Origin of the sequence: Oceanobacillus phoenicis (assembly GCF_047238145.1) — a bacterium.
Lineage (GTDB): Bacteria > Bacillota > Bacilli > Bacillales > Amphibacillaceae > Oceanobacillus.
In genome coordinates this window covers 1,330,279-1,345,124 of sequence record NZ_JBDFME010000001.1, presented here as the reverse complement: position 1 = coordinate 1,345,124, position 14,846 = coordinate 1,330,279, and the positions used below count along the sequence as shown (strand labels likewise).

Annotated in this window: 13 protein-coding genes; all 13 read right to left on the bottom strand. The window is 37.6% G+C overall.

Annotated features, from left to right (window positions below; all coding sequences use genetic code 11):
- Positions 1 to 63: 63 nt before the first annotated feature.
- The 13 genes from mreB to ABC346_RS06975 all read right to left on the bottom strand — a co-directional run bounded on the left by mreB (position 64) and on the right by ABC346_RS06975 (position 14,829).
- On the bottom strand, positions 64 to 1,065 hold the full coding sequence (gene mreB / locus ABC346_RS07035; RefSeq protein WP_413234174.1) for a rod shape-determining protein: 1,002 nt from the start codon (positions 1,063 to 1,065) through the stop codon (positions 64 to 66).
- 256 nt (positions 1,066 to 1,321) lie between these two features.
- A complete protein-coding gene (gene spoIIID / locus ABC346_RS07030; RefSeq protein ID WP_011067356.1) occupies positions 1,322 to 1,606 on the bottom strand; it encodes a sporulation transcriptional regulator SpoIIID in 285 nt (94 codons plus the stop codon).
- Between the two features lie 473 nt (positions 1,607 to 2,079).
- Complete coding sequence (locus ABC346_RS07025; protein WP_413234173.1) at positions 2,080 to 3,099, bottom strand: AimR family lysis-lysogeny pheromone receptor; 1,020 nt, start codon at positions 3,097 to 3,099, stop codon at positions 2,080 to 2,082.
- Between the two features lie 248 nt (positions 3,100 to 3,347).
- Positions 3,348 to 4,211, bottom strand: a complete 864-nt coding sequence (spoIIQ, locus tag ABC346_RS07020) for a stage II sporulation protein SpoIIQ (RefSeq protein WP_413234172.1) — start codon at positions 4,209 to 4,211, stop codon at positions 3,348 to 3,350.
- Positions 4,212 to 4,426: 215 nt separating this feature from the next.
- Positions 4,427 to 5,614: a stage II sporulation protein D gene (spoIID, locus tag ABC346_RS07015; RefSeq protein WP_413234171.1), complete on the bottom strand. Its 1,188-nt coding sequence runs from the start codon at positions 5,612 to 5,614 to the stop codon at positions 4,427 to 4,429.
- A gap of 280 nt (positions 5,615 to 5,894) precedes the next feature.
- The gene (locus ABC346_RS07010; protein ID WP_413234170.1) at positions 5,895 to 6,911 is read right to left on the bottom strand and encodes an ABC transporter ATP-binding protein; all 1,017 of its coding nucleotides are present in this window, start codon (positions 6,909 to 6,911) and stop codon (positions 5,895 to 5,897) included.
- 15 nt (positions 6,912 to 6,926) lie between these two features.
- Positions 6,927 to 7,859 (bottom strand): C40 family peptidase, encoded by a 933-nt coding sequence (locus tag ABC346_RS07005; protein ID WP_413234169.1) that lies wholly within the window; start codon positions 7,857 to 7,859, stop codon positions 6,927 to 6,929.
- 38 nt (positions 7,860 to 7,897) lie between these two features.
- Positions 7,898 to 8,989, bottom strand: coding sequence for a dipeptide epimerase (locus ABC346_RS07000; RefSeq protein WP_413234168.1), 1,092 nt, complete (start codon positions 8,987 to 8,989; stop codon positions 7,898 to 7,900).
- Positions 8,990 to 9,001: 12 nt separating this feature from the next.
- Positions 9,002 to 9,919, bottom strand: coding sequence for a S66 peptidase family protein (locus ABC346_RS06995; RefSeq protein ID WP_413234167.1), 918 nt, complete (start codon positions 9,917 to 9,919; stop codon positions 9,002 to 9,004).
- 315 nt (positions 9,920 to 10,234) lie between these two features.
- Complete coding sequence (locus ABC346_RS06990) at positions 10,235 to 11,908, bottom strand: peptide ABC transporter substrate-binding protein (protein ID WP_413234166.1); 1,674 nt, start codon at positions 11,906 to 11,908, stop codon at positions 10,235 to 10,237.
- Positions 11,909 to 11,923: 15 nt separating this feature from the next.
- Positions 11,924 to 12,931, bottom strand: a complete 1,008-nt coding sequence (locus ABC346_RS06985) for an ABC transporter ATP-binding protein (protein WP_413234165.1) — start codon at positions 12,929 to 12,931, stop codon at positions 11,924 to 11,926.
- Between the two features lie 9 nt (positions 12,932 to 12,940).
- Positions 12,941 to 13,894: an ABC transporter permease gene (locus ABC346_RS06980; protein WP_413234164.1), complete on the bottom strand. Its 954-nt coding sequence runs from the start codon at positions 13,892 to 13,894 to the stop codon at positions 12,941 to 12,943.
- Positions 13,891 to 14,829 carry an ABC transporter permease gene (locus tag ABC346_RS06975; RefSeq protein ID WP_413234163.1) on the bottom strand — a complete coding sequence of 313 codons (939 nt, stop codon included), beginning with the start codon at positions 14,827 to 14,829 and terminating at the stop codon, positions 13,891 to 13,893. The genes ABC346_RS06980 and ABC346_RS06975 overlap by 4 nt, the downstream gene beginning before the upstream one ends.
- Between the last annotated feature and the right edge of the window lie 17 nt (positions 14,830 to 14,846).

Sequence of the window (14,846 nt, the reverse complement as noted above, 5' to 3'; positions counted from 1 at the left end):
TCAATTTAGAAAGTACATCCTCATTAATACTACTTCTAATTTCGGTATGAACGGTCGAAACCTTTAGCTAATATTTCGTTTTTCTACTTTATCGATATTTTCTAACATAATGCCCGTTCCTTTGGCTACACAATCCATTGGATCTTCAGCGATAAATACAGGAACTTTTAATTCTTCTGCTAGCAATTGATCAATTCCATGGAGTAATGCTCCGCCACCAGTCAAAATAACCCCTCTGTCGATAATATCAGCAGACAGTTCTGGTGGTGTACGTTCTAAGACTGATTTTGCAGCTTGAACGATTAAAGATACGGATTCGTTTAAAGCTGTTTGAATTTCTGAAGACCCAATCGAAATTGTTCTTGGTAGACCAGTTACCATATCTCTTCCTCGGATATCCATTGATTCTTTGCGTGAACCTTCAAAGACTGTAGCAACATTTATTTTAATCTCTTCTGCTGTACGTTCTCCGATTAATAGCTTGTATTTTTTCTTAATGTATTGCATGATCTCTATATCAAACTTGTCACCGGCCATTTTTATTGATTCTGAAGTAACGATGCCTCCCATGGAAAGGACAGCCACATCTGTCGTACCTCCACCAATATCTACAACCATATTTCCGCTCGGTTGATAAATTTCCATACCCGCACCAATTGCAGCTACTTTTGGCTCTTCTTCTAAGTAAACCTTCTTACCGCCTGATTTCTCAGCTGCTTCTTTGATGGCCTTTTGCTCAACTTTGGTAATATTCGTAGGGCAGCAAATAAGCATTCTAGGTTTAGATAGAACACCTTTGACATTAATCTTATTTATAAAATGCTTTAGCATAGCTTCTGTTACATCAAAGTCTGCGATTACTCCATCTTTCAATGGGCGAAGCGCTTCGATATTTCCTGGTGTACGTCCAACCATTCTTCTCGCGTCTTCACCAACCTCAAGTACTTTACCAGTATTGCGGTCCATCGCTACGACAGATGGTTCATTAAGAACAATTCCTTTACCTTTCACATGAATCAATACATTGGCAGTACCAAGGTCGATTCCAATATCTCTGGAAAACATGAATCAAAATCCTCCTAGCGTTACAATCTTGCACCGTCCGAAGACATAATGCTACTATTATAATATTTTACCACAAAAATCCACATTTAACTGCACATTCGTAAATTTTTTGTCTAAAAAGTAGGAAAGATGGTTGACAAAGCACAAAAGAAGAACAGTAGGTTGACCTAGATACAGTCATTTGACCTACTGTTTATGAATGAAATTGGATCTTATGGATTATTTTTGTACGCACTCCTTTCTTAAGTAAATCAACCTATCCTGCTGGCTTCTTCTCTGTCTCTAACGGCTTCCCATCAATTTTGTATTTTTGTCTAGTGGCCTCACCTCCACGCAGGTGTCGGATTGCTTTATGATATTCAAGTATTTCTTTCACTTGAATGGCTAGCTCGGGATTGATTTCTGGTAATCGTTCGGTAAGGTCTTTATGGACTGTACTTTTCGAAACGCCGAACTCTTTGGCAATTGTCCGGACGGTTTTTCTTGTTTCTACAACATGTCTCCCAATTCTGATTGTTCTCTCTTTGATGTAATCATGCACACCGTTCGCCTCCCTAAGTTGTTATTCCGAGGTGTAATTTGAGACAGGGTGTTATACGTTGTTATGTTTGTCTAATTGGAAAAGTATGCTAAATAGATCGGATATGTAGCTGCTGGAAAATTAAAAGTGGACCAGTGTTCCTGTGGAGCAAGAAGTACACAACGCAAGCTCTCACCTCAGACAGTTCGATTGCATGGTTTGTAACATTTTATTACTTAAGGCAATTGTTTATGATTAATTTTAAACAATTCAGAATATGGACAGGATGTTTTTTTCATTTTTGCTAACTATTGACATATCTCTTCAGAAAATCAGAGGGTAATTATTAAAACCTAACCTAATCATTTTCAGAAACTGAGAAAATAACAGTCCAGTGAATGGGTTCACTTTTTTCCAAATAACCAAAAAAACCAAATTACAACCGGTCACACACCAGATTATAATTCGGTTATTATTTACCTTATCGCTATTCTTCATCTTGATAAGTCAAGTGCCTCCAATGGTAAGCGACTATAGAAAAAATCATTATTGTCTAAGATAAATTCATTATAGGATTGGATTAGTATATCCTTATCTTGTTTCGCTAAACCAAGATAGTATCGTTGAAGAGGGGTTTCGATATTGACGGTTTCTAATAGTTCTAATGCTTTATCATAGTCTCCTCTTGCGACTTCAAGATGGGCTTGTTCCGCTTTATCTAGAGACTGTACCTTGTCCACTTCCTTGAATTTACCTGAAAGGAACGGGATAAAATTATTTTCAATTCGATGCTCGTACAATGAAATATTATGTTTCTGGGAGATTTGTTGTGCTTTTTTTAAATGATACATACCTTTTTCATATGCATCGAATGTATAGGACAAGCCAAGATGACTATGGATGGTAGCCTCTAGTAGGATACTGTCATTAATATTTAACGCTTTATACGCATATTTTCTTGCCATAATCAATTCATTTCTTGCCATATGAAAAACAATATGAAATCGATAAATACGCACTTTAAAAAAGTTGACTAAGATACGTTCTTCCACCTTCTCCAAGTGTGTTTCATATGTAGCAATAAGATCTCCGAGTCTTCTATATTCTTGTTTATAATAAAAACAAGTTTCTCTTATTAGCTTTATTAATAATGTAATTTCAGGTTCCTTTATGGTGTATCTAGCTATGAAATAATCTAGGTAGTGAAGAGTATTATCAGGGGATGTGCGTTGGTTAAATAAATCAAGCATAAGTCGATAAATATTGCCCCAAAGCCTATTAGAGGGGTTAATTGATTCACGATTTTTCTCAATTAGCTGATCTAACTCACGAAAATATCCATTCATGTATAGGTATTCCATTCCTGTTTTTTGAATTTCGGTCGATGGGCTATTTAAACAAATCGCTTTCATTAAATCCCTAGCAACAACTAAATCATATTCATGATAAACTCTTGATGCAATATCGGTTAACGAGTCTTCTGTATGAGATTCCATCAATTTCGTAAGGACCACTTTTCTTCATCCTTTTCCTTTTCAGGGAAAATTCCCTCTTTTTTTTAAAACAATACTATCTTACCACAATTTATCATAATAAAAATAATATATCGTTCGACAATTTGCGCATATTGATTGATACATAGGAATAAAGTATGTTGTTTTTAAATGTCACCCTACATGTGCCGGGCAGTAATTCCCACTGAATAAAGTTTCAGTCTATATCCACATAAAAAAGAGCCTGATAGAAATCAGGCTCTGATCTATTATTCTTCGATGTTTTCTTCTGTTTCTGGCTCTTCATCTGTATTTGATTCAGAATCAGAATCTTCTTCTACATCTTCTTCTACAGGTTGTTCCCCAGCATTATCTTCTTGTTCCACATCATTCGACGATTCTTCACTTGCTTCATCTGTTTCGCCTTCTTCGGTAACTGCAGAATCTTCTTCTACATTTGCAAGACTACTAACTGGTTGATTAAAGTAACTTTCTGGATTTAATTCCGCACCAGATTTACGGATTTCAAAATGGACATGTGTTCCATTATCTTTTCCAAAAATGTTCTTTCCAGCTGTACCTAGCTTGTCCCCTTGAGTAAGTTTGTCTCCTGCTGATACAGAAACTTCTTCAAGACTAGCATAATACGTTTTGATATCTTCATTATGTGCTAGCACAACAACATTACCTAACAATGGATCTTCTTTTACTTCTTCTACAGTACCACTGATCGCTGCAAGTACATCAAATGTCTCTGCATTTGCTGCTGCAATATCTACACCAGTACTTTGATAGTATCGATTATTATATAGTACTAGTGCGTTTTGACGATCCTCTTGATCTGCGTCGTAGTCAAAAAATTTAGTTACGATTTCTGCTTCATCTTCATTTGCTACTGGCATTGCAATTACTTCTTGCTGATCTAATACTGGTTCTGCATCTTCATCGTTCATTACTGGTGTGTAATGATCTTCTGCAGATCTGTCATCTGCAGTATCAGAATCAATATTTTGATACCAGACTACGGCGGTTAATAAAACTGCTGCAATGGTTAAATACAGTGCTGGGAAAAACCATTTCTTACGGAAAATTTGGCGCCATTTATTTTTTGGCCCTTTGAATTCCTCATTCATTTTTCATCACCTCTGCAACCATTGTGAGCAGAAAAATCAAAATATATACATAACAGAGTAAAAAAAATTATAATTTTGTGGATGAGTTAGTCATTTTTGGGAAAAGTAAATGGTTACATCACCGTTTAATCAAGTATTTCAAGAGTTTTATAGTTTTGAATACAATAAGCATGATTTCCAAGTTGTTGCGGATTCCACATGAAAAAACCCTCGTTTTATCTTGAAACGAGGGTCGGTGCTGTTTCATCTACAGAATTTATTTCAACATCCTTATAATAGTAATGGATGATATCTTCATATGTTTTCCCTTCTTTTGCCATTCCATTGGCACCGTACTGACTCATTCCAATACCATGACCAAAACCTTCTGTCGTAAATACTAAATGGTTATTCTTTTGTTCTACCGTAAAATCACTTGATAAGAGTTGTAAAGTTTCGCGAACCTCTCTGCCTGAAATTGTCTTTCCGGCTATAACTAAGTCTTTTACTCTCCCACTATCTGTTCGAGTTATTTCCATTGGTACTGATTGATTTTCAGCTAAGTCCACTTCTAAAGCACTGGAGACTTCCTCAAGTGTAAACATAGATTGACTGGTGTATTTTGGAGATTCTTCTTTATCCCACGGACTTTCCACACTTCTTAAGTAGGATACTTCTGTTTCCCAATAATCTTCCGAGTTCTCGGTATACCCATTACTTGTTGAGAAAAAGGCAGCAGTGATTGGAGCATCGTTATACGTAATGATTTGTCCCTTTGTTTCCTTAACCGCATTATTTATTTTATTCATATTTTCCTTATACTTTTCTTTCCATAATCCCTTTAATTCATCTTGGCTCTTATATACTTGGTGATTCACTGTATCGGTTAAATCATACGGAGTATTGTCTTCCCCATGTAATAGTAGATTCACTGTAAATGTTCTTGCGGCTACAGCTTGAGCTTTTAACGCTTCTAATTCAAAATCAGCAGACATCTCAGATGCGACTACTCCAGCAACATATTCTTCCAAAGGGACATCCTCAACAGTCTCTTTCTTGTCTCGCATTACTGCTACAGAAAACGGGGAACCGCCTACTTCTACAACTTCCTGTTCAGTATCTTGGGACGCTGTTTGATTCTCTTTAGCCTGTGAATATGTTCCACTATTATCCTTGGAGAGATTGACTACAATAGCTGGCACAACAAGTATAAACATCATGAGAATTCCAAAAAAGCTGATCATCGTTAATCTCCAAGGTACTGGTGATCTACTTTGGAAATATCTTGATTTACGGTTACGGAATGGTACAATTTTTTTCAGCCCCGGCTCTTGATGACTGGCATATGGTTGCTTTTTTTGTTTAAGCATCATAATTTTCTTCTGAATAGATGGTTTTCTTCTTTTTATATACTTTTTTTGCACAGCCTTCCTCCTCTGCCAATAAGGTTTGATGCTAATCTAGCATCCCTACTAATAAATCTATACAGTCACTTGAAAAAATAGACCTTAAATTTAGCGAAGAAGAAAAACTTCATTTTCCTGTAACATTTTTTCGTTTCGTATTGCAACTATCTACATATCTATATTCCTGTTTCTCAAAAAGCAAAACACACTTTAAGAGACCCTTGAAGAGATTTTTATTGCAAGGATTAAAAAAGCTAGCTCCATTCAAAATATGAATAGAACTAGCTTTTAGAGTTATTTAACTTATTGCTCCTTCTTTCAGCTGTGGTCCGGTATGAGGACTGTTCGCTTTTGACTTATCGTACAGGTGGCATGCAACATAATGACCTTTCTCTGCCTCTTGCCATACAGGACGATCTTTTGCACAAACTTCCATCGCCATCGGACAACGTGTACGGAACACACAACCGCTAGGAGGATGAATCGGACTCGGTAGTTCACCTTCTAATATAATTCGTTCCCGCTGATCCTCAATATCCGGATCCGGAATAGGAATCGCTGATAACAATGCCTTCGTGTATGGATGTAACGGATTATCATACAAATGTTCACTCTCCGTCTCTTCCACCATATTCCCTAAATACATAACCCCGATTCGATCTGAAAACTGCTTTACCATCGATAAATCATGAGCGATAAATAGAAAAGTTAATCCTTTTTCCTGTTGCAATCGCTTCATTAGATTAACTACCTGCGCTTGTACCGAAACATCCAATGCGGAAATCGGTTCATCTGCAATAATAAATTCTGGATCTAAAGCAAGTGCTCGAGCTATTCCAATCCGTTGACGCTGGCCTCCACTAAATTCATGAGGATAACGATTGGCATGATCCTTATTCAAACCTACCTCTTCCAACAGTTCATGGACACGTTTCAATCTCTCTTTTTTATTGGAATATAGGCCATGTACTTCCATTGGTTCAGATATAATCTCTTTAATCGTAGAACGTGGATTTAATGATGCATATGGATCTTGAAAGATCATTTGCATTTTTCGATAAAAAGTAAATCGTTCTTTTTCACTTAATTCATGTACATTTTCATGATCAAAAATTACTTCTCCATCTGTCCTGTTATATAAACCTAGAATGGTTCGACCAATCGTTGATTTTCCGCAACCTGATTCCCCAACCAGCCCATAAGTCTCTCCACGTTTTACATGAAAAGAGATATCATCAACTGCTTTTAAGATGCTACCTTTACCGACTTGAAAATATTTCTTTAAGTTACGAACGTCTAAAATATTATCTTGCATTCTTATCCCTCCCAATCACCAGTATCTTCGTGCTGCACATAATTCTTTTTCATATTTGGTTCCCACTAATGGAGTGATTTCGATCCCTTTACCTGTTTGTGGAGAATGTAACATTTCACCATTTCCTTTATATATGCCTACATGATGGATACTGCCTTTTCCTTCTTCGTACGCAAAAAACAGTAAATCTCCAGATTGTAATTCATCAAACGGTATTTCTTTTCCACTTGCTGCTTGATCACCGGCATCTCGTGCAATCCAGTATCCATTCGCTTTATGAGCTACATAAGCTAATCCGGAACAATCGTAGCCAAAAGAGCTCATTCCTCCCCAGAAATAATCTAATTGTAAGAATGGCATTCCGACTTGGACGATATCTTCTCCCTTTCCACGAGAGACTCCATCCTTTGTAGAAAAAATCTGTACGTCTTCTTTAGCTATATATTGCAAGCCATGTGGAGTCTGAATTTGTACACGATGTTGTTCTTCCGTTACTACAGGTAGAATAGTTGCAAAACTAGTTTCAATCGTCTGTTCCCTGTCTTGGGTTACGAAGCAACTTTTATCTTTGATAACTATCGCCATTGATTCTCTTATCCAATCTGACTTCGTTGTCATGGATAATTGTTGCCTTGGAATCCATCCAGGATATCCTCTTTTATCTTTTTTAGAAGGTTGAAACGGCAATACGACTTCTGCCCATTCATCTAACTCATTAATTATAATCACCGGTTCGCCGTATAATGCTTGCGTCTGCACTCTATTTTCGTTACATAGCGCTAATCGTTCATTATAGGATAGGTGCTGGTACCATTGATTGATATTCGTTGGGTTCGTTAGCCCATCTTTGTCTATATCTCTGGCAGATTCCGGAGTCGTCCAAACCGTTGCCACTTGTACATTGACTATCCCAAATTCGTCGGTTAATTGATCAAACGTTTGATTCATTTTTAACCTCCTCCCCTTCGAAGTTATTTCACTATGTTTTATTTCAAAAACTCGGAACGTATCCCACTTATTCCTAATCCATACCCCTTACTAAATGACAGATGACTACCTTTATAATTTACACCACCATGAACCAAATCTCCTGAAAGCATTAACGGAGCATCAAAATCAAATCTTGTAACAACCGGATGACTAGCAGCAAAATGCGCGGCCGCACTAATTCCTAGTTTCGTTTCTATCATGCTACCTACCATACATTCAATTCCATAGCTTTGCGCTAAAGTTGCTATTTTTCTAGCTTGATGGATTCCACCTGACTTCATTAATTTCATATTAATAAGGTCTGCTGCGTTATTTTCCAGTACTTGTCTCGCATCATAAATAGAGAATACCGCTTCATCCGCCATAATTGGAGTTTCTGTTCGTTCCGTTACATATTTTAATCCTTCTATATCTTTTGCTGGGACTGGTTGCTCTACAAGCTCTATATTTAGTTGCAAGTCCTCCATCTGCTGAATTACTTGAACAGCTTCTTTTGGCTTCCAACCTTGATTTGCATCAAGTCGAATACAAACTTCATTACCAATTGATTGACGAATCGCTTTTATACGCTCTAGGTCTGTTGCAATTGGATCTTTCCCGACCTTTACCTTCAGTATCGAGAATCCGTTTTGTTTATATTGGTTAGCATCACGTACCATTTCTTCTACAGCATTTACACTGACGGTATAATCTGTTTCGATTTCTGATTGATACCCTCCTAAATATTGATGAAGGGGTAGTTTTGCATATTGTGCTAATAAATCATAAATAGCCATATCAACAGCAGCTTTGGCACTCGTATTTCCAATCATGCACGCTTCTAGTTGCTCAAAAATGCGTTCATAAGCAGATAATGATGTACCGAGTAAAAGTGGTTTGATCACTTGATTAATAGCATATTCGATACTTGCCAGACTGTCCCCAGTTATGACATGAGTCGGAGGAGCCTCCCCCCACCCTGCATATCCATCTCCAGTTGTTAATTTGACGATGATAGATTCAGCTACCGTTACGGTACGTAAAGCTGTCTTAAACGGAGTATGTAATGGCACAGATCCAATAAAGGTTTCTAGATTTGTAATCTTCATATTATCTCTCCTTTATCTGACACCTGGATCAATTGTTAAAGATTTGCTTTCTGAAGATAACTCCCCCACAACACCTAACGGCAGTGAAAAATGAGGAAAACAATGTCCAATTTTAAACCCACCGATTACAGGTTTTCCGAGTGGTCGAAAATAATCTTCAAATACATCTGTTAAAGAGAGACTTGGTTGAAGGGATGGTTCCGCATCAGCAAAGTCTCCCACGATAATTCCAGCTGCATCTTCTAACTTTCCAGCTAGTCTTAACTGATTAAGCATACTATCTACACGATAAGGTTCTTCTCCTACATCTTCTATTAATAATAGCTTGTTTTTTGTATTAATTTCATAAGCTGTCCCCATTGAACTCACTAATAATGATAGATTTCCACCAACAATTTCTCCTTTTGCGGTTCCTTTTGTATACACCGAAAGAGAAGAAACTTTCTCTGAGTATATCAATTCAGTTGGTTCAAATAATTGTCTAAATAATTGACATGAGAATCGATCAAAATCAGGTTTTACAATGTCAGATGCGGCCATTGGACCATGAAAGGTAACCAATCCCGTTGCTTGACGAATTGCCGTATGTAAATAAGTTATATCACTATAACCCCAAATAATTTTAGGGTTATTTCCAATTAACGTCATATCTAATTGATCAACGATACGAGCAGATCCATATCCACCCCGTGCGAAAAAAATTGCTTTAATACTATCATCTGCAATCATCTCATGAAAATCTTCCAGTCGCTGTTCATCACTAGCTGATAAGTAACCTCTTTCGTCAAAAAGATAATTCCCTAATTGTACGCGAAGACCTAACTGTTCAAAAAAAGATAAAGATTTATTTATCTTTTCTCGGTTAGGAGGTCCTGCTGGAGCAACTATTCCAATCTTATTTCCTTCTTTGAGACGATTAGGAAGTATCATGAAAAGATCCCTCTTTCTTATGTATTTATTAAATAACGTCGCAAGCTCCGTATAGTAACCCACAATGTAGGTTATTTACGTAAATTAAAAAATCCGCTTCAGAAATATACTCCGCTTTCTGTGGGATCGGCTGGTGAGTCTCCGATGCATAAGCATCCAGAGGCTCACCTAGGCCTCACTCCCAACAGACAAACCTTGATAGCATTGTATCGCAGACAGAAAATCGATTTTTGATTTTCAAAGTGGCTCTGTATATATCTTACGCTTATTCTAGCTATCTCTTTGTATATTGTCTTTGAGGATTTTCAATTATAATTACTCTGTTACGTCAGTATATTTTAAATCAAAATAACCAACTGGATGACGTAGAATTCCTTCCACATGATCCGCTTCTAGAACTACTGTATTATAGTAACGAATTGGCATTGCAACCATTTCTTCAGCAAGCAATCTCTCTGCTTCATATAAATACTCATAGCGTTGTTCTTCATCTGTTTCCGTTTTTCCTTTTTCAATTAACTCATCATACTCTTCATTCGACCAACCAGTACGGTTCATATAAGAATCTGTAATAAAACTTTCTAAGAAGTTTACTGGATCACTATAGTCATTAATAAAAGAACTACGTGATAGTTGTAATTCTAAATTTTGCTGCGCTTCAGCGAATACGTTCCACTCTTGGTTTTCTAATGATACTTCCACACCAAGATTTTCACTCAACATATTTTGAATCGATTCAGCAACAGCTTTGTTCGTATCACTTGTGTTATAAGATAAAACAATGCTTGGAAGTTCACTATATCCTTCTTCTTCCATTCCTTGTTCTAAAAGTTCTTTTGCTGTATCTGGATCAAACTCTACTAAATTCCCATTTGCATCACGGAAATCCCCACCATCCGGAGTAGTAAATCCGGGAGATACAAAACCATATGCAGGTTCTACACCATTTTTCACGACATAGTTGGCAATATCTTCACGATTGATCGCATAAGCAAACGCCTTACGAATATTTTTATTTTGGAATGGTTCTTCAGTAATGTTAAAACGGAAGAATTCTAGTCCGCCGTAATCACCAATAAATACATTATCTCCATCAATTAATTCATCTGACATTTCAGCAGGAATACTTGTTGCATCTCCAATAGAATCTAATTCTCCAGTCTCGAACATTTGGTACTGTGTATTTTCATCATTTACCATTGCAAAATGAATCTTATCTAAATTAACTGCTCCTGCATCCCAGTATTCTGGATTTTTCGCAAATACCATTTCACTATCATGATCCCATGATTCTAATAAAAATGGACCGTTTGCAACAAACGAGTCTGCTTCTGCATGCCAGTCGGGATTTTCTTCTGCCACTTTATGATTTACTGGGAAGAATGCTGGATTCGTTAGAACATCTAAGAAGAATCCAGTTGGTGCTTCCAATACTACTTCTAATGTCTTTTCATCTACCGCCGTAATATTGACATCCTCTGCTGAGCCTTCTCCATTATTAAATGCTTCTGCTCCTTCAATAAAGTACGCTAAAAACGCTGCGGAGGATGCATTCGCTGGTTCTAACATATATTTCCATGCATATACAAAGTCTTCAGCAACTACTGGATCTCCATTCGACCAGTTTGCATCTTCGCGTAAATGGAATGTATAAGTCAGTCCGTCTTCAGATACGTCCCAATCTTCTGCTACACCTGGTCCGGCAACATGATCTTGATCTAACCTAGTTAGCCCTTCCATTAAATTGTTTAACGGATCCCAAGAAACTTGATCAAACCCAATCGATGGGTCGAGTGAAGTCGGTTCTACACCGTTATTTAAACGGAGTACTTTTTCTCCAGCAGCTTCCTCATCTTGACCTTCTCCTTCTTCTGTTTCTCCTGCATCAGCACCTTCTGGCTCACCGGCATCTTCATTTGCAGTACATGCTGCTAATACAAGTGCCGTTAATAGAGCCAACAAAACCAACAGTAATTTTTTGTTCTTCATACCATTTCCCCCTTTTTAATATTTTAAAGAACTTTCAGCTAATAGCTGTTGTGCCCGTTCATCCTGAAGCCAACAATCCACACTATGTGATAACGTTAACTCTGTCTGAACTGGGTAAACTTTATCACACACCTCCATCGCAAATGGACACCTTGCTGCAAACGGACATCCTTGTGGAGGTGAGAATAAATCAGGTGGTGTTCCGTCAATTGGATTTAATATATCTTCCTTTACATCCAATCGAGGTACAGAATTTAACAATCCTTTTGTATATGGATGTTGCGGTTGATAGAAAATTTCTCGTTTCGTACCTGATTCGATAATTTTTCCTGCATACATTACCGCAATTCGATCTGCAATTTTAGCAACTACCCCTAAATCATGTGTGATCAAAATAATGGAAACACCCATCTTTTCCTGTATTTTTTCAAACAATTCTAGTATCTGAGCTTGGATTGTTACATCAAGTGCTGTCGTTGGTTCGTCTGCTATAAGCAGGTCCGGCTCACAAATCAAGGCAATTGCGATGACAATACGTTGCCGCATCCCTCCACTAAATTGGTGTGGATATTGCTTCAAACGCTCTTCTGGACTCGGTATTCCAACCAATTCCATCATTTCAATCGCTTTTGCTTTCGCTTCCTTTCCTGAAATACCTTTATGTTCTTTCAATCCTTCCATTAGTTGTGTACCAATGGTAAGTGTTGGATTTAATGCTGTCATCGGATCTTGAAAAATCATTGAAATATCCACACCACGGATTGATCGCATCTGTTTCTCTCGGAACTGAATCAAGTCTTGCCCTTTAAAATAAATATTCCCTTTGGTGATTTTTCCTGGTGGGTTAGGAATCAGTCTCATGATTGCATTCGACGTGACACTTTTTCCACATCCGGATTCTCCTACAATTGCTAACGTTTCTCCCTTATTTAAATGAAAATTAACCCCACGGACAGCCTGGACAGAACCACCATAAGTTGTAAACGTCACATGAAGATCTTTTACTTCGAGTATTTTTTCCAAATGGTTCACCTACTTCCTTAATTTCGGATCCAGTGCATCCTGAAGTCCGTCTCCAAGTACATTAAATGCAAACATCGTAAATGATATAAAGAACGCTGGGAAGAACAATGTCCACCAGTTACCAGAAAGAATCGCGCCTAATGAATCATTGGCCATGACACCCCAACTTGCAAAAGGGGCTTGAATGCCCAGTCCAATAAAACTCAGGAATGCTTCTGCAAAAATGGCAGATGGCACGGTTAATGTCATTTGAACAATAATTGGACCCATCGTGTTCGGCAATAAATTCCGTCGAATAATCCTCGATGACTTCGTGCCGAACGCTCGTGAAGCGAGGACAAATTCATAGTTTTTTATTTGTAACACCTGTCCCCGCACAATTCGGGCCATCCCGACCCAACCAGTTATCGTTAGAGCAAGGATAATCGTGCCTAGGCTTGGTCCTAATACTACAAGAAGTAAGATAACAACTAACAAATATGGTAATCCATATAAGATTTCAATAATACGCATCATCACATTATCCGTGCGACCGCCTTTATAACCGGAAATACCTCCCCAAATAATTCCTACGGTAACATCAATGAGTGCTGCCATTAATCCAACAAAAAGGGAGATTCGAGCACCGTACCACGTTCTCGTAAATACATCTCTTCCAGCACTGTCTGTACCAAACCAATGCTCACTGGAAGGTGGCTGATACTGATTTGGCAAGTCCTGTTTGTTAACTTCATATGGTGAAATCATCGGTCCAAAAATTGCCATGACTGTAAGCAATACTAAAAATATTAATCCAAGCATTGCCATTTTGTTTTTCACCAAGCGTTTCCATGCATCTTGCCAATAAGAAAGAGAAGGTCTGGCAACAGACTCTGCTTCTAATGTATCCTTACCTTTCCAAGAGAACCATTCATCTGGCACTGTGGGAGGATTTTTATCGGGTAATTCTTCATTGGAACTCATGATGCTTCTCCTCCCTTACTATTCATTTTTATTCGAGGATCTAGGATCCCATATGCAATATCTACAAGGAATAACATGATTATTAGAAAAGCACTATAGAATACCGTCGTTCCCATAATTACTGGATAATCCCGTTGATTTATACTTTCAACAAAATATTTGCCCATCCCTGGAATCGCAAAGATCTGCTCAATTACAAATGTACCAGTCAGAATTCCGGCTAATAATGTTCCCATAATGGTGACGACAGGCATTAACGCATTACGAAGCGCGTGTTTAAATACAATTTTCCAAGGAGATAATCCTTTTGCTTTAGCCATTTTTATGTAATCCTGTGTCAGAACTTCAAGCATCGTAGAACGAGTAAGCCTTGCTATAATTGCCATCGGACTTGTTGCCAGTGCCAGTACTGGAAGAACCATATGTGCTGGACTTTTCCACGTTGCGGTTGGAAAAATTTCATAATTTACTGCGAGTTGCTGAATCAGTAATGTAGCTAATATGAAGTTTGGTATGGAAATTCCTAATACTGCTATCCCCATAGTTAAGTAATCTAATATTCCATTATGTCTAAGTGCAGCGATAATCCCTACTAAAATACCTGAAATGACTGCAACAACGATGGTGACAATCCCTAATTCGAAAGAAATTGGAAATCCTCTCGATAATAAATCGTTTACAGATTGATTTGGCTGTTTAATCGAAGGTCCAAAATCAAATGTAATTATAGATTTTAAATAAAGTAAATATTGAATATGTGGTGGTTTATCTAGATTGTAATGCGCTTCTAAGTTTGCTCGAATAGTTTCATTTGAAGATTGATCACTATTAAATGGTGAACCTGGTATACTCGTCATTAATACAAAGGTTAGTGTAATAATAATCCACAGCGTTACCGCCATAACGGCTAATCTTTTTAATATGTATTTCAGCAAACGGATGCACCCCCTAA

Bases quoted from the DNA above. Each gene is read 5' to 3' on its own strand.
- mreB (WP_413234174.1), bottom strand. From the start codon at position 1,065: ATGTTTTCCAGAGATATTGGAATCGACCTTGGTACTGCCAATGTATTG.
- spoIIQ (WP_413234172.1), bottom strand. From the start codon at position 4,211: ATGAATGAGGAATTCAAAGGGCCAAAAAATAAATGGCGCCAAATTTTC.
- ABC346_RS07010 (WP_413234170.1), bottom strand. From the start codon at position 6,911: ATGCAAGATAATATTTTAGACGTTCGTAACTTAAAGAAATATTTTCAA.
- ABC346_RS07005 (WP_413234169.1), bottom strand. From the start codon at position 7,859: ATGAATCAAACGTTTGATCAATTAACCGACGAATTTGGGATAGTCAAT.
- ABC346_RS07000 (WP_413234168.1), bottom strand. From the start codon at position 8,989: ATGAAGATTACAAATCTAGAAACCTTTATTGGATCTGTGCCATTACAT.
- ABC346_RS06995 (WP_413234167.1), bottom strand. From the start codon at position 9,919: ATGATACTTCCTAATCGTCTCAAAGAAGGAAATAAGATTGGAATAGTT.
- ABC346_RS06990 (WP_413234166.1), bottom strand. From the start codon at position 11,908: ATGAAGAACAAAAAATTACTGTTGGTTTTGTTGGCTCTATTAACGGCA.
- ABC346_RS06980 (WP_413234164.1), bottom strand. From the start codon at position 13,894: ATGAGTTCCAATGAAGAATTACCCGATAAAAATCCTCCCACAGTGCCA.